The following is a 22101-nucleotide window of genomic DNA, read 5'->3' as shown; positions in this document are numbered from 1 at the left end:
CACCCATATCGTGTCGCTATAACTGGTAATAAGTTTTGTGTTACAAGAGAAAGCCAGAGTAGTTGTTTTGCTAATATATTACATAGGCTGGGATGGCCTAAGGGAGAGATTAGCAGAAAGATTGAGGCTATGCTGAATACATCACCAGTGAACATAGCGATGGAGAGGGGCTCTGTTCATTCGAATAGACCTGATTTACCTCCAGTGGATTATGCACAGCCAGAGTTGCCTGGGGGGATCTATAACAAGTTACCCGTGCCAGGCAATGTTATTGGTGCAGGTTGTCACGCCATGGTATATGAAGATATGGAGGATTCAACAAAAGTCCTGAAGATGTTTACCAGATCTCAACTTCATGAAGAGGTGACAAAGGAAGTTAATTGTTTCAACCAATATTATGGCTCCGGAAGTGCAGAAAAAATATATAGTGAAAATGGCGATATTATTGGTATTAGAATGAATAAAGTGAATGGAGAATCACTTTGTAATATTCCGTCATTACCAGTACAGGCTGAACAGGCTATTTACGATATGTTTGACAGAATGGAGCAAAAAGGAATTCTTTTTATTGATACAACAGATACAAATGTTTTATATGACCGCGAAAGAAATGAATTTTATCCAATAGATATATCTTCTTATAATTTTTCTGATTTTTCATCGGGGGACGAGCAAGTAGCGCGCTCTTATCATGAAGGAAAGAAAGAACTTATTGATGAGGTATTAAGTAAGATTGAGTGATTTTGTCCGGTGTAGTAGACGTGTTACATGTATGGGGTTATAAAAATATGTAGGATATCTCCGACAGATGAGTTAGTAAAAAAGGTGGCGGGCGCACAGGGAAAATCTCAATACCTTCTTCGACTATCCGCCCGATATCCGCAAGGCCATCTACATAACGAATGCTATCGAGTCGCTGAACAGCGTGCTCCGGGTAGCCATCAAGAAGCGAAAGGTGCCCGACTGACGACTCGGTGCGAAAAGTTATCTATCTGGCGATCAAGGATGCGTCGAAAAAATGGAATATGCCGATCCAGAACTGGCAGCTGGCGATGAGCCGTTTTATTATCGAGTTCGGTGACCGTCTGCGCGATCACCTTTAATACGGTGGCAGTTACACAGAATTATTTACAGCCTCATATTCAGTGTTATTTTTTGAGTGGGTATATGTCAACATCCAGCTTGACTGATTCTGGGTGTGTAATGATGAATGGTTCACCCAATCTTAAAGAACATGATATGTCTGGGTATACCTTTGCACCTTTATCAAGGAGTTCGCCCATTGAGGTTACAACCCAGCTACTATTTTCTGTTGTGCTGTATTTTTTTTGTAGGTTGGCATCGCTGTTGAGTATCTTTTCATTGAATATATTCTTTTCCATTATCATGAAATTTAGAGCGTTTCTGGATTCTTCCTTTGCTATATCAGCAGAGCGTCTTGGTGTGCCCGTAGTCATATCAAAAGCATTTTTACGTGGGTTATACCAGTCAATAACCTGTGCAACGGTATTTTTATGTCCTTGAATTGTTTTGTTTTTTAAGTCAGTGAATTGATTGCTCTGGAGTCTTACTGCAAGGCAATCTCGGGTTATACTAAACATGGATAACACATTTTCTGTAATGATTTTTTCAGCCGTTAAATCAGCATTCCTGAATGATAATAACTTTACCGGAGTGTTTGCAGGAGAGATTTTTCTATTTAACATCTTTCCTGTTTGCTCAGTTTTTATTGGAGAATATGATGTTTTTTCATTTTTTAATGTGTTATTAATTAATGATGTGCAGCTTCTTATAATTGGCATAGTAAACTCCTTGTCTCTAGTATGGATAGATTTTGAGGAGAGTTATATTGTAACAAAAGGAATTAGTCGTTGTCATGTTTACAGTTAATTGTCTGGTGGTTGTGTTGTTCTTTATATTTTATTCTTATTGATCCTGTTTAAACATAGCCATAATGCGTGATGATGTGGCGTGGCGAAACGGAGATACACAACATTTGCTACATGTTTGATGACAAAAATTAGCGCAAGAAAACAAAAAATCACCTTGTGCTAATGCTCTGTCTCAGGTCACTAATCGCACCTAACTTATTGATTAATAGTGACTCGAAATGTAGAGTTTTGTCGTGTTTTTCAGTCTGTTATTTGAGCAACAACATCCATAACATAATGATTTTCAATTTTTTGTTATTTTGCCATCCTTATGGCAAAAGGTGAAAATGAATAATGCAAAAATTGCCGTTAAAAGAGAAGTGATTAACGGCAAAGCATAATTATCATTTGCGGATACGATATGTGGCGAGATTATATATCGTTAAGTATATGAGTTCGTTTTTTTATGCACGTTTCAGATAACGTTTATACCAGCGTTCAAAAGCGACAGCGGGCATCGGTTTTGCAAACAAGAAACCTTGCCTCTCATTGATGCCATTTTTGGTTAAAAAGGCGTCTTCTTTTGCGCTTTCTACCCCCTCCGCAATCACCTGAAGATTCAGCGCCTGGGCTACGGCAACGATCGCACGTACCAGCGATTGCGAAACCGGCTGTTTGTAAATATCACGGACAAAAATCTGATCGAGTTTTATGGCGTCGATAGGGAAGCGCGCCAGTTGAGAAAGCGAAGAGTAGCCGGTGCCGAAATCATCCAGATGTACTTGCGCCCCTAACTGGCTAAATTGCTGAATAACGGACAGCGCCAGTTCATCATTTTCAATCAGACAACTTTCGGTTAGCTCGACATCAATAGGGCAGTATTCAAATTTAAGTTCCTGAAGGACCTGTTTAAGGTCGGTGAAAATGGTTTGATCGGCAAGTTGCCGCGCAGAGATGTTCACCGCTACTCGCAGGTTGATGCCTTTATCCCGCCACTTCGCCACCTGGCGTACGACATCAAGAATAACCCAACGGCCTAAAGGGACAATTAGCCCGGACTCTTCGGCGTAGGAAATAAAGTCCAGCGGTGGAATCAATCCACGTTCGGGCGATTGCCAGCGCACCAATGCTTCCAGACTTCGCACTTCACCGCGCCAGGTGATTTTGGGTTGATAGTGAATGACTAACTGATTGTTTTCCAGAGCTTTACGCAGGTTGGTATCCAGCCAGAGATATTCAAATACTCGTTGATTCATTTCTGGAGAAAAAACGCAAAACTGCCCACGACCACCTTCCTTCGCCGTGTACATTGCCGTATCGGCATGGCGAATAATGGCTGCACTATCCATACCATGTTGTGGAGAAAGTGAAATGCCGACTGAACAGCCAGTATAGACTTCAATTAAACCAATACTGAAGGGCTGGCGAAGACGGGTTAAAATGCGCGACGCCATCGCTTCTAACGCGCTTTGCGAGGTGTTTGGCGCGAGTATCAGAAATTCATCGCCGCCTAGGCGTGCCAGTACCTGATCCTGCTCAAGGCAGCTTAAAATAGCTAGTGAAACCTCGCGTAATAACTGATCGCCAAACACGTGTCCGTAGGCATCATTTACCTTTTTAAAATTGTCTAAATCAAGATAAACCACACCAACTTTGTTGCCGTCCGCCTGCTTAATGGCGTTATCGATCAACTCCTGCATTGCGTTACGATTCGGCAATCCGGTGATGCTATCAGTGTTAGCCAGAATTCGCAGTCGTTCCTGGGCACGGCGCTCTTCGGTGATATCGGTGCCGGAGCAGATCAAATAGATTTCATTTTTACCGCTACCGCTATGTACGAATTTGTTGCGGAACAGAAACAATCGCTGGCCTTTACGCGTCTGTACCCAGCGTTCCACTTCATAAGCGTTGCCGCTACGGAAAAAACCACTGTTGTTACGCCGTGAGATAGCAGCCTCGCGGCGATTCATAAACAATTTAAACACGCTTTGTCCAATGACATCGTGCTCTTTTAGTCCGGTATATTCTTCGCATAACCGATTAAAACGTTGGATATTTCCCCGGCTGTCCAGAATCACAATTGCAGAATGCGCTTCAGAAACCACTTGTTCAGCAAAGGATAGTCCGTGCGATAAATCGCGGGCTACCGCAGGTGTGTCATGCCATGCAGACGCATTCCCGGCCCATTCACGCTTATTGATCTTACGGCCTACCAGATGAACAGAGAGATCGCTCTCCTCGACGACTAAGTTCATCATCAAACCAGACGTGATGACCGTCATTTCCCTGATACGTGCAGCCTGTTCCGCAGATAACAGCAGAGTTCGCTCTGGTTCCGTTGCTTCGTTACAGGAGAAACGTAAAACATCACTATTTTCCGACAAACGCCAGTATGGGTTGTGCGATCCGAGAAAGTTGTACAACGTTGTAGACTCCCTAACGGTTTTCATGATGCCTCCCCTCGGGTTAACCGCGGTCCCCCGCAATTAAATGAAAGGTCCAACATGACTTACATAAAATTAACGGCGGCTAAACGCATTGTTTTTTTATATATTTATTTGTAATCCAGTTTTGAAAAAACGCCAGTTTTCAAACGAAAGTCCGTTAAAAAAGTTGGGGATAAAAGAATGCAGGGGAGAGTAAAACAAACGGCCCATCCGTAATGAATGGGCCGCGAAAGGGGGTTATGCTACCGGGCGAGCAATAATGCTGCGGGTTTCTATGCGGACTTCGGCAATAGTGACGTCGATAACGTCAGTCACCTTGTAAACCGTTTCACCTTTGATTTGTACGGTGCCGTTCTCCTGGCTGCAAACCAATTCGTCGCGTACAGCGTGTAAGAATGGTGCCGGAATAAAGGCAATAGCGCCATTGTCGATCAGACGCACACGCATACCACCACGGCTGATATCGACGATTTCCGCCGCAAAACGAGTATCAGTCCCCGCCTTGTCTTTCAGGAAACGAGCGTACAGCCAATCACCGACATCACGCTCCGCCATTCGGTTGAGACGACGACGCTCTGCCATTTGGACAGTGATCTCATCCTGCGGACGTGTCGCCGTTTCACCTTTAATGACGGCTTTCAGCAGACGATGGTTGATCATATCGCCATACTTACGAATCGGCGAAGTCCAGGTGGCATATGCTTCCAGACCGAGGCCAAAGTGAGGACCAGGTTCGGTACTGATTTCTGCAAAAGACTGGAAACGACGGATGCGGCTGTCGAGGAAACCGGTCGGTTGTGCATCCAGTTCACGACGTAGTTTACAGAAACCATCCAGCGTAAGCACTTCTTCAGCATCGACATGCAGGCCGTGCGTTTTCAGCAGCGCTGCCAGCGCGTCGGCATTAGCTGGATCGAAGCCCATATGCACGTTATAGATGCCAAAGCCAAGTTTATCGCGCAGTACGCGGGCCGCACAAATATTGGCGGCGATCATCGCTTCTTCGACGATACGATTAGCAATACGACGTGGTTCGGCAACGATATCCAGTACTTCACCTTTTTCACCGAGGATAAAACGGTAATCCGGGCGATCTTTAAATACCAGCGCGTGGTTATGACGCCATTCGCCGCGGCGCTGGCAAATTTGCGCTAACAGGCGAATTTGTTCAGCAATTGCGTCGCTTTCTGGCTGCCAGTCACCGGTGTTTTCCAGCCAGTCAGAAACCTGGTCATAAACCAGTTTGGCTTTGGATTCGATAGTAGCGGCAAAAAATTCGATGTCATCTTCAATGCTGCCATCAGCGGACAGCGTCATCCGACATGCCAGTGCCGGACGTACCTCATTGGCACGCAATGAGCAGAGATCGTCAGAAAGCTCACGCGGCAGCATTGGAATGTTGAAGCCCGGCAGGTAGTTGGTGAATGCGCGAATTTTCGCGGCTTTATCCAGCTTGCTGCCTTCCGCAATCCACGCGGTTGGGTCGGCGATCGCCACAATCAGTTGCAGCTTGTTATCCGGCAATGTCCTGGCGAAGAGGGCGTCATCCATATCTTCCGTACTGGCGCTGTCGATGGTGACAAAATCCAGCGAGGTCAGATCTTCACGCACCAGACCTTCATCCAGCATTTCGGTAGCAACACCATCTGGCGCTTCTTTTTCCAGATTATGGCGTGCCAGAGTGACCCACCACGGCACAAAATGGTCGTTGCCGAAGGTGATATATTGCGTCAATTCCGCATAGAAGGAACGATCGCCTTTTAGCGGATGGCGGCGCATTTCAGCAACCGCCCAGTCGCCTTCTTTAAACTCGTGAGTCAGACCACGGGCCGCACGGCAAGGAATAGCATCTTTCAATAATGGATGATCAGGGACGATGGCCAGGCGGTCATTCTTGCCCTGAATTTTACCGACGAAGCGGGTCAAAAACGGTTCAACCAGTTCTTCTGGTTCTGCGGATTCACGATCTTTTTCGCTGTGGATCACCGCGATAATTCTGTCGCCATGCATGACTTTTTTCATTTGCGGCGGCGGAATGAAATAACTTTTTTGCGCGTCGACTTCCAGGAAGCCAAAGCCTTTTTCTGTGGCTTTTACCACCCCTTCAGCGCGGGGCGTCTGGGAATGCAGTTGCTGTTTAAGCTGCGCTAGCAGCGGGTTGTCCTGAAACATAATTGTCTATTTTGGTGGCCATTAGAGCGGCTGACAGTTTTACGCGAATCTGTCTGACGCGGCAAGGTTAATCTGTCTCACCCAACGCGATTTTTAAGCGATTTATCCAGCCACAAAGCCCGCTCCATACCAGCAGATTAATAACCTGCGTTGATGACGTTTTTTGTTCGAGTAATAGGCTGAACTGGGCGGCGCTAAAGCGATCGGGTGCTCGGGTCAGCCATTGTATCGCCTGAATGGCGGTGCGCTCAACAGGATGGCGGTCAGTCCACTGGTTAATTTCGTTTTCGCTCTTACGCAGGACGGCGATAGCTTCTTTATATTCAACAGCTGAATAGGCAATAGTGTTAAAACAATCGACGCTGCCATTAATTCGTGCACTTAATAACGCGGCAAGCTGGTGGCCAGACTTTTCGTTGGCCAACGTGCTGGAGAGTAGCTTTCCTAACAGAGAAAGTGAAGCAGGGTGGAGATTCAGTGTTTCGGCCAGTCGATGAAGCTCTGTTGTCGTCTGTATCTCTCGCACTTCAGATGCGTCCTCTATTTTGTAGCAGGTACGCCAGCGAGTTGATACGTCAGCAAAAAGTGACGCGTCGGCGTAGTTTTGTAGCTCCAGACCGGGTAACCGACGAACGGTTTCCCCGAGGCTGGCCTGAAAAGTAGTAATTACCCGCGCCTGAAAACCGATAAAACCAATAATCTGATTAATGGACACACAGTCCCATGCTGTCAGCCCGACATCGTTAAGATGCTGGCGAGAACGTTCATCAATAATGGATGGAGAACCAGCTAACTGACGGGCATATTGTGTAATTTGCGCCAGTCGGCGATTGCTTTCTCTTGAGGAGTCTGGCCCCGGAAGCGGCGTCAGCCGCGCGGAATAGTAATTGCACAATCGCTGGACGCCGCAGACCTGGGCAACTGTCAGAGCGGTCGACAGGCGTTCATAGGCGGTAAAAGTTTGTGGGTGAGTCACTGCAAGTTGGTCAGGAAACAACTTCACCGCAAGAGCACGTGCGGGCGTCAGCCATGAATGAAAGGGAATCAACGTTTCTTCCTCGAGGATCACGTCGAGCAGAAAAGGAGCGCTTACTTTTGCCGCGTCGGGCACCAGCGGCTGAACGTCGTATTCCAGAGTACTGGATTGGGTTTCGTGATACCAGTGGCTTTTGCCTGAACTGTGGCGCTGTTCCATGGGCGTTCCTTGGTCATAACGGAAATCGTTATCCTGACGCAAGGCGGGCAGGGGAGAAAGATTGATCGGCGATAACAAATATCAGAAAGGTATAACAGAGAAAACGGGCGACAGAGCGCCGCCCGAAGAGACGAAAAGAACGATTATTTCAGTTCCAGTTCGTTCATTGCCGCGATGCTGAAACCGCCGTCAACGTGAACCACTTCGCCGGAGATACCTGCAGAGAGATCGGAGCACAGGAATGCGGCGGAGTTACCCACATCTTCAATGGTAACGGTACGACGAATCGGCGTAACCGCTTCGCAATGCGCCAGCATTTTACGGAAGTCTTTGATGCCGGAAGCGGCCAGAGTACGGATAGGACCAGCAGAAATAGCGTTAACACGCACGCCTTCCGGGCCCATTGCATTAGCCATATAACGCACGTTTGCTTCCAGAGACGCTTTCGCCAGGCCCATCACGTTGTAGTTCGGGATAGCGCGTTCAGCGCCCAGATAGGACAGGGTCAGCAGGGCAGACCCCGGATTCAGCATGGAACGGCAAGCTTTTGCCATCGCAACGAAGCTGTAAGAGCTGATGTCGTGGGCAATTTTAAAGCCTTCACGGGTAACGGCGTTTACATAGTCGCCATCAAGCTGATCGCCCGGCGCAAAACCAATGGAGTGTACAAAACCGTCAAATTTCGGCCAAACTTTACCCAGCTCAGCGAACATGGTGTCAATGCTGGCATCTTCGGCAACATCGCACTGCAGAACGATGTCAGAACCCAGTTGAGCGGCAAATTCTTCTACGCGGCCTTTCAGTTTATCGTTCTGGTAGGTGAATGCCAGTTCCGCTCCTTCGCGGTGCATCGCCTGAGCGATACCGTAGGCGATGGACAGTTTGCTGGCAACACCGGTTATCAGAATGCGCTTACCGGAAAGAAAACCCATAGCTTTAATCCTTATTGTTGATGCTTGTCGTGCCTGAAAATCAGGCGATTCGTCGTTTTAGTAAACAGTACGAACAGATAAACGGTTATTATAATCAACCTGGCTGTAGGTGGCTATAGTTGCTCTTTCAGTACAGGAGAAGAAGTCGCGCTACAGAACATTTTGCTTTATCTGACTTTGGTGCCAGCATGGTCAGATTGTGGAAATATCCCATGAAATCTGACGAACTATTCAGCAATGTATATATATGACATCCGGCAAACTAAACAGTTTTATCTGTCCCGGAATTTGTTGCGTCAAGGTGATTAATTATCTGGCGACAACAGGTCGCTATTAATTTTTTCTCACGAACAGACATGAATTTAATATTGTCAACCATCTTCACAGAATCTCCATAATCTCTTCATTATCAGAATATGCGCCATGAATAAGATAAAAATACTTTCCATTGCTTTGGAGAAACGTATAATTAGCTAAAAATGAGAATGATCATTCTCACCAGATGAAAGGCCTGGAGATAAAGATGAACAGCAAGCTGGAGATACGTCATAAACAGCGTCAGGATGAAATCATCAACGCCGCCCGTCGGTGCTTTCGTCGCTATGGTTTTCATGCCGCCAGTATGTCGCAAATTGCCAGCGAAGCTCAGCTTAGCGTTGGGCAGATTTACCGTTACTTCGCTAATAAAGATGCCATCATTGAAGAGATGGTCCGCCGTATCATCGACTTTCGTATTGCCCAGATGGATATTGACGCACGTACCGATCACTTCCCGGAAGTCCTTGCCTGGCGGAAATCCTTAAACGAAGACGATGACGCCTTAATGCTGGAAGTGGCCGCAGAGGCAACACGTAACCCGCGGGTGATGGCAATGCTCGAAGAGGCGGATGCCAGAATGTTCGCTAATGGCTGTGCTCACATGAAAAGAATGCATCCCCATCTTAGCGATGAACACATTGGTTGCTGTGTGGAGGTGCTTGCCACCATGATGGAAGGTACGGTTTATCGTCGCTTGACGCCGCAAAAAAGCGATCCTCAACATTTGCAGGAAATATATCAGGGTATTATTAGTATGTTGATAAACAAATAAGAACAGAATTAACCGATAATGGGGGATATTAATCCCCCTGACTTCATTACGGAATTTATTTCGTGATGTAGATTCGTCATATCTGAATATACCTGAAAATTCCTCATTCATTTTTATGGGGAGGGTATTATTCACCCTGGAGAAAATAATGAAGTATATAGCAACAACTGTAATGGTAGTGCTGCTCTTATCGGGTTGTGATAATACGCAAAGCAACAATACATCTGTGGCGGAAACAGAAGTGGGGGTTGTGACGCTCAAACCACAGTCGATTTCAGTGATCAGTGAATTAACCGGGCGTACCAGTGCCGCACTCAGCGCCGAAGTACGTCCGCAGGTTGGGGGAGTTATCCAGAATCGCCTGTTTAATGAGGGCGATTTAGTTAAGGCTGGACAACCGCTCTATCAGATTGATTCAGCCAGTTATCGTGCGACATGGAATGAAGCCCGCGCGGCATTACAACAGGCACAAGCACTGGTAAAAGCCGATTGCCAGAAAGCGCAGCGCTATGCCCGGCTGGTGAAAGAGAACGGTGTGTCACAACAGGATGCTGATGATGCTCAGTCTGTCTGTGCACAAGATAAAGCCAGTGTTGAAGCGAAAAAAGCCGCGCTGGAAACTGCGCGCATTAATCTTGACTGGACCACGGTAACCGCACCGATTTCGGGGCGTATTGGCATTTCGTCGGTAACCCCTGGCGCACTGGTGACCGCGTCGCAGGATACGGCGTTAACGACTATTCGGGGTCTGGATACAATGTATGTTGACCTCACTCGCGCCAGTGTCGATTTATTGCGTCTGCGCAAACAGTCGCTGGCGACCAACAGCGACACCCTGAGCGTCTCACTTATTCTGGAAGATGGCACAACCTACAGCGAAAAAGGGCGCCTGGAGCTCACCGAGGTGGCTGTGGATGAATCTACCGGTTCGGTGACATTACGGGCGATTTTTCCTAATCCACAACAGCAGTTGTTACCCGGCATGTTTGTTCGCGCCCGAGTCGATGAAGGCGTGATGGAAGACGCTATTCTCGCGCCTCAACAGGGCGTCACGCGCGATGCTAAAGGCAATGCTACTGCGCTGGTGGTGAACAAAGACAATAAAGTAGAGCAGCGAACGCTCGAAACGGGAGAAACGTATGGTGATAAATGGCTGGTGCTAAACGGCCTGCACAACGGCGACCGATTGATTGTTGAAGGTTCCGCCAAAGTCACTTCAGGGCAGACCGTCAAGGCTGTTGAAGTTCAGGCTGATGGAGGCAACGCCTGATGTTTTCGCGCTTTTTTGTCCGCCGCCCGGTCTTTGCCTGGGTTATCGCCATTTTGATTATGTTGGCAGGTATTCTGGCGATTCGTACATTACCCGTCGCGCAATATCCTGACGTTGCGCCGCCGACCATTAGAATTTCTGCTACCTATACCGGAGCCTCCGCCGAAACGCTGGAAAACAGTGTAACGCAGGTTATTGAGCAACAGCTCACCGGGCTGGATAATTTGCTCTATTTCAGTTCAACCAGTAGTTCTGATGGTTCGGTCAGCATTAATGTGACCTTTGAGCAAGGTACCGATCCCGATACTGCACAGGTTCAGGTACAAAATAAAATTCAGCAGGCAGAGTCGCGCCTACCGAGTGAGGTCCAGCAAACAGGTGTCACGGTGGAGAAATCACAAAGCAACTTTCTGCTGATAGCTGCCGTTTATGACACTACTGACAAAGCGACCAGTTCAGATATTGCCGACTGGCTGGTCAGTAACGTTCAGGACCCGCTGGCGCGCGTTGAAGGGGTCGGGAGTCTGCAAGTCTTTGGCGCAGAATATGCTATGCGCATCTGGCTTGATCCGGCCAAACTGGCGTCTTACTCGCTGATGCCATCAGACGTACAAAGCGCCATTGAAGCGCAAAACGTGCAGGTGACAGCCGGGAAAATCGGTGCATTGCCTTCGCCAAATACCCAGCAACTGACGGCAACGGTGCGTGCGCAGTCTCGTTTGCAGACCGTGGATCAGTTCAAAAATATTATCGTAAAAAGTCAGTCAGACGGCGCGGTTGTTCGCATCAAGGATGTGGCTCGCGTAGAGATGGGCAGTGAAGATTATAATGCCATTGGCAAGCTGAACGGCCATCCGTCTGCCGGGGTGGCGGTGATGCTGTCGCCTGGTGCGAATGCGCTGAATACGGCGACGTTGGTCAAGGATAAGATCGCAGAATTCCAGCGAAATATGCCGCAGGGATACGACATCGCATACCCGAAAGACAGCACTGAATTTATTAAAATCTCCGTAGAGGACGTAATTCAGACGCTGTTTGAAGCCATCGTATTGGTGGTTTGCGTGATGTATCTGTTCCTGCAAAACCTGCGTGCCACGCTGATTCCGGCGTTAGCGGTGCCCGTCGTTTTGCTGGGCACATTCGGCGTTCTTGCGTTGTTTGGCTATTCGATTAATACCCTGACGTTGTTTGCAATGGTGCTGGCGATCGGCTTGTTGGTGGACGATGCCATTGTGGTGGTGGAGAACGTCGAACGCATTATGCGCGACGAAGGGTTGCCCGCGCGCGAGGCTACGGAAAAATCCATGGGCGAGATCTCTGGCGCACTGGTTGCCATTGCGCTGGTGCTGTCAGCCGTATTTCTGCCAATGGCCTTCTTCGGGGGCTCTACTGGGGTAATTTATCGCCAGTTTTCGGTAACGATTATCTCCGCAATGCTGCTTTCCGTGGTGGTGGCATTGACCTTAACGCCAGCGCTGTGCGGTTCTGTTCTCCAGCATGTTCCACCGCATAAAAAAGGCTTCTTTGGCGCATTTAACCGTTTCTACCGTCGTACAGAAGTACGCTATCAACATGGCGTGCTTTATGTTCTGCAGCGTGCTGCCCGAACGATAGGCGTTTATGTTGTGCTGGGTGGCGGAATGGCCCTGATGATGTGGAAACTGCCGGGCAGTTTCTTACCCACTGAAGACCAGGGCGAAATCATGGTGCAGTACACGCTGCCTGCCGGGGCAACCGCAGCGCGTACTGCAGAAGTCAATCGCCAGATCGTTGACTGGTTCCTGGTAAACGAGAAAGCAAATACCGATGTTATTTTTACCGTTGATGGTTTTAGTTTTAGCGGCAGCGGACAGAACACCGGGATGGCGTTTGTTTCGTTGAAAAACTGGTCACAACGTAAAGGGGCAGAAAATACTGCGCAAGCCATCGCCTTACGGGCAACCAAAGAGCTGGGCACAATCCGTGATGCCACGGTATTTGCGATGACGCCGCCAGCCGTTGATGGACTGGGGCAAAGCAACGGCTTTACGTTTGAATTAATGGCAAGTGGCGCTATTGACCGTGAAACCTTGCTTAAAATGCGTAATCAGTTAATTGAACAGGCGAATCAAAGCTCTGAATTGATTTCTGTGCGCGCCAATGACCTGCCGCAAATGCCGCAATTGCAGGTAGATATTGATAACAATAAGGCCGTGTCGCTGGGGGTGAGCTTAAGCGATATCACCAACACGCTGGCCAGCGCGTGGGGCGGGACTTATGTGAATGACTTTATTGACCGTGGTCGTGTGAAAAAAGTCTACATTCAGGGCGACAGCGAATTTCGTTCCGCGCCGTCAGACTTAGGTAAATGGTTTGTGCGCGGCAGCGATAACGCCATGACACCATTCTCTGCTTTTGCGACCACCCGCTGGCTGTATGGACCGGAAAGACTGGTGCGCTACAACGGCTCGGCAGCCTATGAAATTCAGGGCGAAAACGCGACTGGCTTTAGTTCCGGCGATGCAATGACAAAAATGGAGGAACTGGCAAACAGTCTTCCTGCGGGAACAACCTGGGCCTGGAGTGGTTTGTCATTGCAAGAGAAACTCGCCAGCGGACAGGCGATGAGTCTGTACACGGTGTCTATTCTGGTGGTTTTCCTCTGCCTTGCCGCACTGTACGAAAGCTGGTCAGTCCCGTTCTCGGTCATTCTGGTGATCCCGCTGGGGCTTCTCGGCGCGGCGCTGGCGGCCTGGATGCGCGATTTAAACAACGACGTTTACTTCCAGGTGGCGCTATTAACCACTATCGGTTTGTCGTCGAAAAACGCCATTCTGATTGTAGAGTTTGCTGAAGCGGCGGTTGCTGAGAGTCGGGCGGCATTACGCGCGGCGCAGACCCGTTTACGTCCGATCATCATGACCTCACTGGCGTTTATTGCCGGGGTAATGCCACTTGCAATGGCTACCGGCGCGGGCGCGAACAGCCGCATCGCCATTGGTACCGGCATTATTGGCGGTACGTTGACCGCCACGCTACTGGCAATCTTTTTTGTCCCTCTCTTTTTTGTACTGGTGAAACGTTTGTTTGCCGGTAAACCGCGCCGTCAGGAGTAAGTTATGTTGCGTCGTTCTCTTATTTTTCTGGTGCTGTTGAGTGCGGGATGTGTGTCGCTCGATCCTCACTACAGTACACCTGAATCCCCAATCCCGGCGACGTTGCCGGGAACACAGAGCCAGGGGAAAGCAATCAGCCATGAGTGGCAGCAAGTGATCCACGATCCCCGGTTGCAGCAGGTGGTGACCATTGCACTGAACAGTAACCGCGATGTGCAAAAAGCGATTGCGGATATTGATTCTGCGCGGGCGCTATATGGGCAAACCAATGCGTCTTTATTCCCGACGGTGAATGCGGCTTTAAGTTCGACCCGCAACCGTACGCTGACGAGCGGAACCGCTACCAGTGCTGAAGCGAACGGTTCTGTCTCCAGTTTTGAGCTGGACCTGTTTGGTCGCAATCAGAGTTTGTCGCGGGCAGCACGGGAAACCTGGCTTGCCAGCGAATTTACGGCGCAGAACACCCGCTTAACGCTGATTGCCGAAATCAGCACCGCCTGGCTGACGCTGGCTGCCGATAACAGCAATCTGGCGCTGGCAAAAGATACGATGGCCAGTGCAGAGCACTCGCTGAAAATTATCCAGCGCCAGCAGCAGGTTGGCACTGCGGCAGCAACGGATGTCAGTGAGGCGATGAGTGTTTATCAGCAGGCGCGCGCCAGCGTTGCCAGTTATCAGACACAAGTGATGCAGGATAAAAACGCCCTGAACTTACTCGCCGGAACCACGCTGGCAGAAAATCTGATACCGGGAACACTGGAAAGCCTGCCGGAACAGATGATAAGCCTGGTTCCTGCGGGAGTGTCATCTGATGTTCTGCTGCGTCGCCCGGATATTCAGGAAGCAGAACATAACCTGAAGAGCGCCAATGCCGATATTGGCGCAGCGCGGGCAAACTTCTTCCCGACGATTTCGCTGACTGCCAGTGCCGGCGTTGGCAGTGATGCATTGTCATCGCTGTTCAGCCACGGAATGCAGGTCTGGTCATTTGCGCCCTCGGTGACATTACCGCTGTTCACTGGCGGAAGTAATCTGGCGCAACTTCGCTACGCGGAAGCGCAAAAGCGCGGACTCATTGCCACTTATGAAAAAACAGTCCAGAGCGCCTTCAAGGATGTCGCCGATGCGTTGGCCCGCCGGACAACACTGGAAGAACAACGGGATGCCCAGCGCCAGTATGTCAATGCCGAACAACAAACGGTCGATATTGGCCTGCGTCGTTATCAGGTCGGCGTTGGCGATTACCTGACTGTGTTGACGGCCCAGCGCAACTTGTGGAGCGCGCAGCAGGAATTACTGGCGTTGCAACTCACTGATTTCACAAACCGAATCACGCTCTGGCAGTCGCTGGGCGGCGGTATGTCATCACTCAAGTAAGGAGCAGTATGAGCAGAGTCTCTCTTTCATGGGCATTAATTCTCGGTCTTTTAGCCGGGATTGGCCCAATGTGTACCGACCTTTACTTGCCTGCGTTGCCTGAGATGTCGAAACAACTGGCGGCGACCACGACCATAACGCAATTAACGCTGACCGCGTCACTGATTGGCCTTGGTGTCGGGCAACTGCTGTTCGGCCCTTTGAGCGACAAAATCGGGCGCAAGCGCCCGTTAATCTTGTCGTTGCTATTGTTTATTGTCTCCTCCGTTTTGTGTGCGACAACCAACAATATTTACTGGCTGGTGGTTTGGCGTTTTATGCAGGGGATTGCGGGGGCAGGTGGTTCGGTGCTTTCTCGTTCCATTGCTCGTGACAAATATCAGGGCGTAACGCTGACCCAATTTTTCGCGTTGTTGATGACGGTGAATGGACTGGCGCCTGTGTTATCGCCAGTGTTGGGCGGTTATATCGTCAGCACCTTTGACTGGCGCATTTTATTCTGGGTTATGGCTGAGATTGGTGCCGTACTCTTGTTGGGGTGTCTGTTATTTATTCATGAGACCTTACCGGAAAATAACAGGGGCTCATCATTGCTATTAACCGGGCGAAGTGTGTTACAGAATCGCCGTTTTATGCGCTTTTGTCTGATTCAAAGTTTTATGTTGGCAGGGTTGTTTGCTTATATCGGCTCTTCGTCTTTCGTGTTGCAGAAAGAATTTGGCTTTAGTCCAATGCAATTTAGCCTGGTATTTGGCCTTAACGGCATTGGACTTATCATCGCTTCCTGGATTTTTTCACGTCTGGCCCGACGATTTAACGCGATGAAATTGTTGCGAGTTGGCCTGATTGCGGCAATTTTGTGTGCATTGCTCACATTCTTATGTGCATGGCGGCAACTGCCCATCCCGGCACTGGCGGCATTGTTTTTCACCATCGCATTTTGTAGCGGCATTGGCACCGTTAGTGGGGCAGAGGCAATGAGTGCTGTAAGAACACAAGAATCTGGAATGGCGTCTGCGCTAATGGGGATGAGCATGTTTGTTTTCGGCGGTATAGCCGCGCCGTTGTCGGGATTAGGTGGGGAAACGCTGTTAAAAATGAGTTTGGCGATTACGGTGTGTTATACGCTGGCACTCCTGGTTGCGCTCATCGGAACGGGTAATCAGAAGGTGGAAGATTAACGAGTTGTTCATTCTGACAGAGATTATCTCCCTGTCAGAATGCTGTTTAAGAGATCAGCGATCCTTGCGCCAGGCATCTGCCGTCAACGCTTCGCCAAAATGCCCGGAAATTAGCCGCCTGGTAAGCTCATGCAGCGGTGAGGCCAGCACATCCGCGGTACTCCCACGCTCGACGACCTCGCCCTGGTGCATCACCAGAACCTGGTCGCTGATGTGCTTCATCATTCCGATATGTTGAGTCACATAGATATAAGAGATGCCTTGTTTCTCTTGTAACTCCAGCATCAGATTAATTAACTGCGAACGCATCGACATATCCAGCGAGGCGAGGGCTTCATCGGCGATGATCACTTTTGGTCGCAATATTAGCGCGCGCGCCAGCCCCAGACGCTGTTTTTGACCCGGTGCTAACATATGCGGGTAATAGCTAACGTGATCAGGCAGTAGCCCAACCATACGCATCGTTTCAATTATCTGTTTCCGTCGTTGTTCCGGCTCCAGATCGGTGTTTAAACGCAGAGGAAAATCCAGGATTTGCGAGATACGCTGACGCGGGTTCAACGAAGTGGACGGATCCTGGAAAATCATGCGAATACGCTGACTGCGGAAAGAATAATCGCCAAAATGCAGCGGATGATCGTCAATCAATAACTCGCCGCTGGTAGGTTCAACCATTCCCGCCAGCATCTTTGCCAGTGTTGACTTACCGGAACCATTTTCGCCGATGATCGCCAGTGTCTGGCGTTCACGCAATGTAAAACTCAAGGGTTTTACCGCTTCCACCGTTTGACGACGAAACCACCCGGTCCGGTAGCGGAACGTTTTGCTTAAATTACGTACTTCGAGCAACGTTTCGATCATCTCACTCTTTCTCCATATTCAGCGGGAAATGACAGGCATAGAGATGATTTTTTACGCCCGTCAAACGCGGCGTCACAATACATTCACGTTGCGCATACGGACAGCGAGGACCAAGACGGCACCCAATTGGTAATTGCTCCAGAAGTGGGATTGCACCGGGTAGCGTATTGAGGCGGCTTTTATGCGGCATCGCACTGCCGAAATCAGGTATCGCGCGGATCAGCGCCTGAGTATAAGGATGATGTGGCATCGTGACTAAATCCTTACTTGGCGCGCTTTCCACCGTCTGACCACAATAAAGCACGTTAATTTTATCCGCCCACTGGCTAAGCATTTGTAAGTCATGGCTGATAAGCAAAATGGTGGTATTGCTGTTTTGATTCAGCCGCGTTAACAGGCGGAAAATTTGCGCCTGCGTTGTTGGCTCCATCGAGTTTGTCGGTTCGTCAGCAATCAGCAGACGCGGTTGATTCGCCAGTGCAATAGCAATCATCACTTTCTGGCATTCACCTTCGGTCAACTCGTAAGGAAAGCTGCGCATCGCATCTTTATGATCTTTAATCCCCACGCGGTGCAGCAACTCAATGGCGCGACGTTTGCGCCAGCCGAAACGCTGCCACCAACGGCCTTTATAGGTCCAGGCTGGGATGTTTTGCATCAACTGGCGACCAACGCGCTCTGACGGATCGAGACACGATTGCGGTTCCTGAAAAATCATCGACACGTTGTGCCCAACCAGCTTGCGCCGTTCTCGTGCGGAGAGGCGCAGTAAATCGATATCATCAAAACGCATGCGATCAGCGGTGACGCGCCAGTTATCTTTATTAACGCCGCAAATCGCTTTCGCAATCAGGCTTTTACCCGATCCTGATTCACCAACCAGACCACGGATTTCACCTTCGTTTAAGGTCATGCTGACGCGGTCAACGGCTTTTACCCACTCATCACCGGTTTTGAATTCAATGGTCAGGTTGCGAATATCCAGTAATGGCATTATTCCACCCCCGCAATAATCGCGCGACGTACGCCATCACCCAGCAGATTCACCAGCAATACGCTGATCATGATTGCCGCACCAGGCAGCATGACGGTCCACGGAGCGACATAAATCAGCTCCAGGGCATCGCCGAGCATCGCTCCCCATTCCGGTGAGGGCAGTTGTGCGCCGAGATCGAGAAAACCGAGCGCGGCGATATCGAGGATCGCCATTGATAGAGCACGGGTAATTTCGGTGACCAGTCCGGCGGTGATATTAGGTAATACGGCAAACCAGAGAATATTCAGCGTTGTTGCGCCATCCAGCCGGGCGGCAATAACGTACTCCTTTTCCAGCTCGTCATGCACCATGCTATAGATTGAACGCACCATACGCGGCAGCAGCGCCAGCCAGACGGCAAACATGGCGTGTGACAAACTTGGCCCGGCAAATGCTACGACAATAATCGCCAGTAGCAACGAAGGAATCGCCAGCAAAGTATCCAAAATATGGTTAAGAACGGCTGAACGTAGGCCATGTGTCGCACCGGCGAAGGTACCGAGCACCAGACCGCAGATCGTCGCGGAAAATGTCACGACAAATGCGCCGCCAACGGTGGGCGCAGCACCGCTCAATAATCGACTTAACACGTCGCGCCCGAGATCGTCCGTACCGAGGAAGAAAGAAACTTCGCCATAACGCGACCATGATGGCGGCAGTAGCTGATAACCGAGAAATTGCTGATCGATGCCATAAGGCGCAAACCAGCCGCCAAAAATACACAGCACAGCCAGCCCCGCGCAACCGTACAAGCCGACCATCGCAGAGGCATCACTGTAGAATTTGCGCCAGGCGGTACGTAGCGTACCTGGCGGACGTTTCTCGCTGTATACGCTATCGTAAGGCATATGGACTCACTTTAATATTATTAACCATGCTTTGGTTCCCTTTTCTTTTCCCTTGAATATCAATACGTTTATCGTCGTTTTTATTCTGATTTTGTTTAGTTTGCTTCGATTTTATAGTATCAATTTAAGCAAAATGTGTACACTAATGTGTATACGCTGGCTCGTGGAGTGTACACATTGCTTACCGATACAAAATTAAGAAAAGCACTAGGCAAAAAGCGAGACAAAATTGAAGTCGTTTCTGACGCTATGGGCCTGAACGTTCGGCTGTCTACTTCCGGCAGTATAACATTCTTTTACCGTTACCGATGGAACGGTAAAGCCGCTCAATTGGCAATCGGGAATTACCCGACCGTATCGTTATCTCACGCACGCAAACGCAGGCAGCAATTCAGAGCATGGTTAACTGAAGGACTTGATCCGCGATGTCAGGTTGCTCTGGAAAAGCAGAAAAAAGCCGAAGCACTCACAGTGAGCGAAGCATTTGATTATTGGGAAAAGAACTATTGCATTCCCGAAGGATTAAGAAAGGTAAAGGTTAACCGGAGGGATTTTAATAACCATATCGCGCCAGTTCTTGGAAATAAGGTTGTTGATCAGACAACGAAAGAACAGTGGCTTAGCCTGTTTGACTCTATGGGAAGAAGGGTAGTTACAGGCCAGATGCTGGGGTTAATGCAGCGGACGTTTCGGTTTTGCTCAAACAGGGGAGTGATTAATACAAATCCAGTTGAGACCTTAAGGCGCTCGGATGTTGGTCTTACTGCTGCATCTAAGGACAGAATATTAAGTGATGAGGAAATCAAAATAGTCTGGTCTACGCTGCCTGAATTGGCGCGCAGGCAAATGATGATCGTTAAATTTTTGCTGATGACAGGATGCCGAAGTGCAGAGATAAGAACTGCAAAGTGGGAGTGGTTTGATTTCAACGAGGGGACATGGACTATTCCAGCAAGTGATTACAAAACCGGGAAATCAGTAAGGCGAGCACTGCCTGTTGCTGCGGTAAGGATGATGGAATCAATAAAAGCAACATCCGTGTCAAAGCATGTTGTTACACTGTCACGCTATAAGGGGCCAGAAGATGACAGGCCGCCACAGCAGCCCAATATTGCTTTATTGTCCGCTCAGATAGTTGCCAAAACGGGGATGAAAACCTGGTCGCTTCATGATCTGAGAAGAACGGTTGCAACCCGACTTTCTGAACTGGGGGCTCCACCACATGTGATCGGAAAGTTGCTAGGACATCATATGTCAGGTGTTATGGCGCGTTACAACCTTCACGATTATCTTGATGACCAAAAGTACTGGCTTTCTGTGTGGCAAGATTATCTTGAGAAGTTGATTGGGCGCCCTTTGTTTTGACTCCTGTATTCGCCTATTCTTATTTCAGCAAATACATGTCGAAACAGTACAACGACAAGCCTCCAGCTCTGGAGGGGAAGCCCTGTGAACTGTGCGCAGGCGGTATATAAAAAAACGGCAATGATGACACCGGGATAACCCCGGTGAATTTAGACCAATTTGTAGTAGAATACGCTTCGGAATTATCAGGAAAAGAATATGCTATGAACCCTTATATTTATCTTGGCGGTGCAATACTTGCAGAGGTTATTGGAACAACCTTGATGAAGTTTTCAGAAGGCTTTACACGGTTATGGCCCTCTGTAGGTACAATCATTTGTTATTGTGCATCATTTTGGTTATTAGCGCAGACACTGGCTTATATTCCAACGGGAATTGCTAATGCTATCTGGTCAGGTGTTGGTATCGTGCTGATTAGCTTACTGTCCTGGGGAATTTTCGGTCAACGATTAGATCTTCCTGCCATTATAGGTATGATGTTGATTTGTGCCGGAGTGTTGGTCATTAACTTGTTGTCACGAAGTGCGACACATTAAATAAAATATAATTTCACTTCATCGAGTAAAAAGCTTGCCCGCATTTTTATGTGGGCAATTTTTTAAGCTTAACGTGGTAGACATTCGTTTGAGCAACTAAAATTATCGCCGGTTTTTTTAGATAAAATCAATGTAATCTATGCATATAATGGCTCATGAAACATATCATTTCGCAATCATGATTGTTTTTGCATGAACGTTGCGCCTTTCTGCATAAAGAGCCAAAGCAATATCCAATAAAATAACGATAGGTCATAACAAAGAGGTTTTTATGAAAAAACTTATCGTTTCAAGTGTCTTGGCATTAATAACATTCTCGGCGCAGGCGGCACCATTTCAGGTCACAAGTAGCGAAATCAAAAATGGAGAGTCGCTTTCAAAGGCACATGTATTTTCGGGATTTGGTTGTGAGGGAGAGAATATATCACCTTCATTAAGCTGGTCTGGTGCGCCTCAGGGAACGAAAAGTTTTGCTGTGACGGTTTATGATCCAGATGCACCGACTGGTAGCGGATGGTGGCACTGGACCGTAGTCAATATTCCAGCAACAGTAACATCTTTGCCTGTTGATGCCGGGCGGCGTGATGGTACAAAACTTCCCGCCGGGGCTGTTCAGGGGCGAAATGATTTTGGTTATGCGGGATTCGGTGGGGCATGTCCTCCTGCAGGAGATAAGCCACACCATTATCAGTTTAAAGTCTGGGCGCTTAAAACGGATAAAATTCCTGTTGATTCTCATTCCAGTGGAGCATTAGTTGGTTATATGCTTAACGCGAATAAAATAGCAACCGCTGAAATAACTCCTGTTTATGAGATAAAGTAAGG

18 protein-coding genes and 2 pseudogenes are annotated in these 22101 nt (G+C 48.7%); 12 read left to right on the top strand and 8 right to left on the bottom strand.

The window, feature by feature from the left end:
- Positions 1-741: OspG family effector kinase (locus EA14781_RS22730; RefSeq protein ID WP_042335429.1), on the top strand; the 741-nt coding region annotated here is incomplete at its 5' end.
- 103 nt (positions 742-844) lie between these two features.
- Positions 845-1103, top strand: a pseudogene (locus EA14781_RS05160) (transposase); the annotation flags it as partial.
- Positions 1104-1148: 45 nt separating this feature from the next.
- Here EA14781_RS05160 and EA14781_RS05155 read toward each other — a convergent pair.
- Positions 1149-1802, bottom strand: a complete 654-nt coding sequence (locus tag EA14781_RS05155) for an EspJ family T3SS effector ADP-ribosyltransferase (RefSeq protein ID WP_001121661.1) — start codon at positions 1800-1802, stop codon at positions 1149-1151.
- Between the two features lie 492 nt (positions 1803-2294).
- Between EA14781_RS05155 and EA14781_RS26135 the strand changes: the two genes are divergently transcribed.
- Entirely contained in the window at positions 2295-2354 is a 60-nt protein-coding gene (locus tag EA14781_RS26135) for a hypothetical protein (protein ID WP_419667772.1), read from the top strand.
- Here the strand turns inward: EA14781_RS26135 and pdeR are convergent.
- The gene (pdeR, locus tag EA14781_RS05150; RefSeq protein ID WP_000859923.1) at positions 2336-4321 is read right to left on the bottom strand and encodes a cyclic di-GMP phosphodiesterase; all 1986 of its coding nucleotides are present in this window, start codon (positions 4319-4321) and stop codon (positions 2336-2338) included. The two genes, EA14781_RS26135 and pdeR, sit on opposite strands and share 19 nt — an antisense overlap.
- Before the next feature lie 54 nt (positions 4322-4375).
- Between pdeR and EA14781_RS24655 the strand changes: the two are divergent.
- Positions 4376-4443: pseudogene (locus EA14781_RS24655) on the top strand (hypothetical protein); the annotation flags it as partial.
- Between the two features lie 112 nt (positions 4444-4555).
- Here the strand turns inward: EA14781_RS24655 and EA14781_RS05145 are convergent.
- From EA14781_RS05145 to fabI, 3 genes are all read right to left on the bottom strand, one after another.
- Positions 4556-6490 carry an exoribonuclease II gene (locus EA14781_RS05145; RefSeq protein WP_000484959.1) on the bottom strand — a complete coding sequence of 645 codons (1935 nt, stop codon included), beginning with the start codon at positions 6488-6490 and terminating at the stop codon, positions 4556-4558.
- A gap of 67 nt (positions 6491-6557) precedes the next feature.
- Complete coding sequence (locus EA14781_RS05140; RefSeq protein WP_000437867.1) at positions 6558-7685, bottom strand: CMD domain-containing protein; 1128 nt, start codon at positions 7683-7685, stop codon at positions 6558-6560.
- 143 nt (positions 7686-7828) lie between these two features.
- A complete protein-coding gene (gene fabI, locus EA14781_RS05135) occupies positions 7829-8617 on the bottom strand; it encodes an enoyl-ACP reductase FabI (RefSeq protein ID WP_000506483.1) in 789 nt (262 codons plus the stop codon).
- A 523-nt stretch (positions 8618-9140) separates the two neighbouring features.
- Here fabI and EA14781_RS05130 point away from each other — a divergent pair.
- The 5 genes from EA14781_RS05130 (at position 9141) to EA14781_RS05110 (ending at position 16630) form a co-directional block, all read left to right on the top strand.
- On the top strand, positions 9141-9707 hold the full coding sequence (locus EA14781_RS05130; protein ID WP_001086166.1) for a TetR/AcrR family transcriptional regulator: 567 nt from the start codon (positions 9141-9143) through the stop codon (positions 9705-9707).
- Positions 9708-9855: 148 nt separating this feature from the next.
- On the top strand, positions 9856-10977 hold the full coding sequence (locus EA14781_RS05125; RefSeq protein WP_024164799.1) for an efflux RND transporter periplasmic adaptor subunit: 1122 nt from the start codon (positions 9856-9858) through the stop codon (positions 10975-10977).
- Positions 10977-14072: an efflux RND transporter permease subunit gene (locus EA14781_RS05120; RefSeq protein ID WP_000492826.1), complete on the top strand. Its 3096-nt coding sequence runs from the start codon at positions 10977-10979 to the stop codon at positions 14070-14072. Before EA14781_RS05125 ends, EA14781_RS05120 begins: the two co-directional genes overlap by 1 nt.
- Before the next feature lie 3 nt (positions 14073-14075).
- Positions 14076-15449 carry an efflux transporter outer membrane subunit gene (locus EA14781_RS05115; protein ID WP_000946241.1) on the top strand — a complete coding sequence of 458 codons (1374 nt, stop codon included), beginning with the start codon at positions 14076-14078 and terminating at the stop codon, positions 15447-15449.
- 8 nt (positions 15450-15457) lie between these two features.
- Positions 15458-16630 (top strand): multidrug effflux MFS transporter, encoded by a 1173-nt coding sequence (locus EA14781_RS05110; RefSeq protein WP_000092158.1) that lies wholly within the window; start codon positions 15458-15460, stop codon positions 16628-16630.
- Positions 16631-16684: 54 nt separating this feature from the next.
- Here the strand turns inward: EA14781_RS05110 and sapF are convergent, their stop codons facing one another.
- The 3 genes from sapF to sapC are packed head-to-tail and all read right to left on the bottom strand — an operon-like array spanning position 16685 to position 19375.
- Complete coding sequence (gene sapF / locus EA14781_RS05105; protein ID WP_000573416.1) at positions 16685-17491, bottom strand: peptide ABC transporter ATP-binding protein SapF; 807 nt, start codon at positions 17489-17491, stop codon at positions 16685-16687.
- A gap of 1 nt (position 17492) precedes the next feature.
- Complete coding sequence (gene sapD, locus EA14781_RS05100) at positions 17493-18485, bottom strand: peptide ABC transporter ATP-binding protein SapD (protein ID WP_001128851.1); 993 nt, start codon at positions 18483-18485, stop codon at positions 17493-17495.
- The gene (sapC, locus tag EA14781_RS05095) at positions 18485-19375 is read right to left on the bottom strand and encodes a peptide ABC transporter permease SapC (RefSeq protein ID WP_001146159.1); all 891 of its coding nucleotides are present in this window, start codon (positions 19373-19375) and stop codon (positions 18485-18487) included. Before sapC ends, sapD begins: the two co-directional genes overlap by 1 nt.
- 177 nt (positions 19376-19552) lie before the next feature.
- On the opposite strand from sapC, the gene EA14781_RS05090 reads away from it, so the two are divergent.
- The 3 genes from EA14781_RS05090 to EA14781_RS05080 all read left to right on the top strand — a co-directional run bounded on the left by EA14781_RS05090 (position 19553) and on the right by EA14781_RS05080 (position 22099).
- The gene (locus EA14781_RS05090) at positions 19553-20740 is read left to right on the top strand and encodes a tyrosine-type recombinase/integrase (protein WP_002462208.1); all 1188 of its coding nucleotides are present in this window, start codon (positions 19553-19555) and stop codon (positions 20738-20740) included.
- Positions 20741-20943: 203 nt separating this feature from the next.
- On the top strand, positions 20944-21276 hold the full coding sequence (gene emrE / locus EA14781_RS05085; protein ID WP_001070435.1) for a multidrug efflux SMR transporter EmrE: 333 nt from the start codon (positions 20944-20946) through the stop codon (positions 21274-21276).
- Positions 21277-21547: 271 nt separating this feature from the next.
- Positions 21548-22099, top strand: coding sequence for a kinase inhibitor (locus EA14781_RS05080; protein ID WP_000734035.1), 552 nt, complete (start codon positions 21548-21550; stop codon positions 22097-22099).
- Positions 22100-22101 lie beyond the last annotated feature (2 nt).

This window comes from Escherichia albertii NBRC 107761 = DSM 17582 (genome assembly GCF_000759775.1).
Taxonomy (GTDB): Bacteria; Pseudomonadota; Gammaproteobacteria; order Enterobacterales; family Enterobacteriaceae; genus Escherichia; species Escherichia albertii.
Note: the sequence above shows the minus strand (reverse complement) of the source record. Positions and strands in the feature narration are given on the sequence as shown.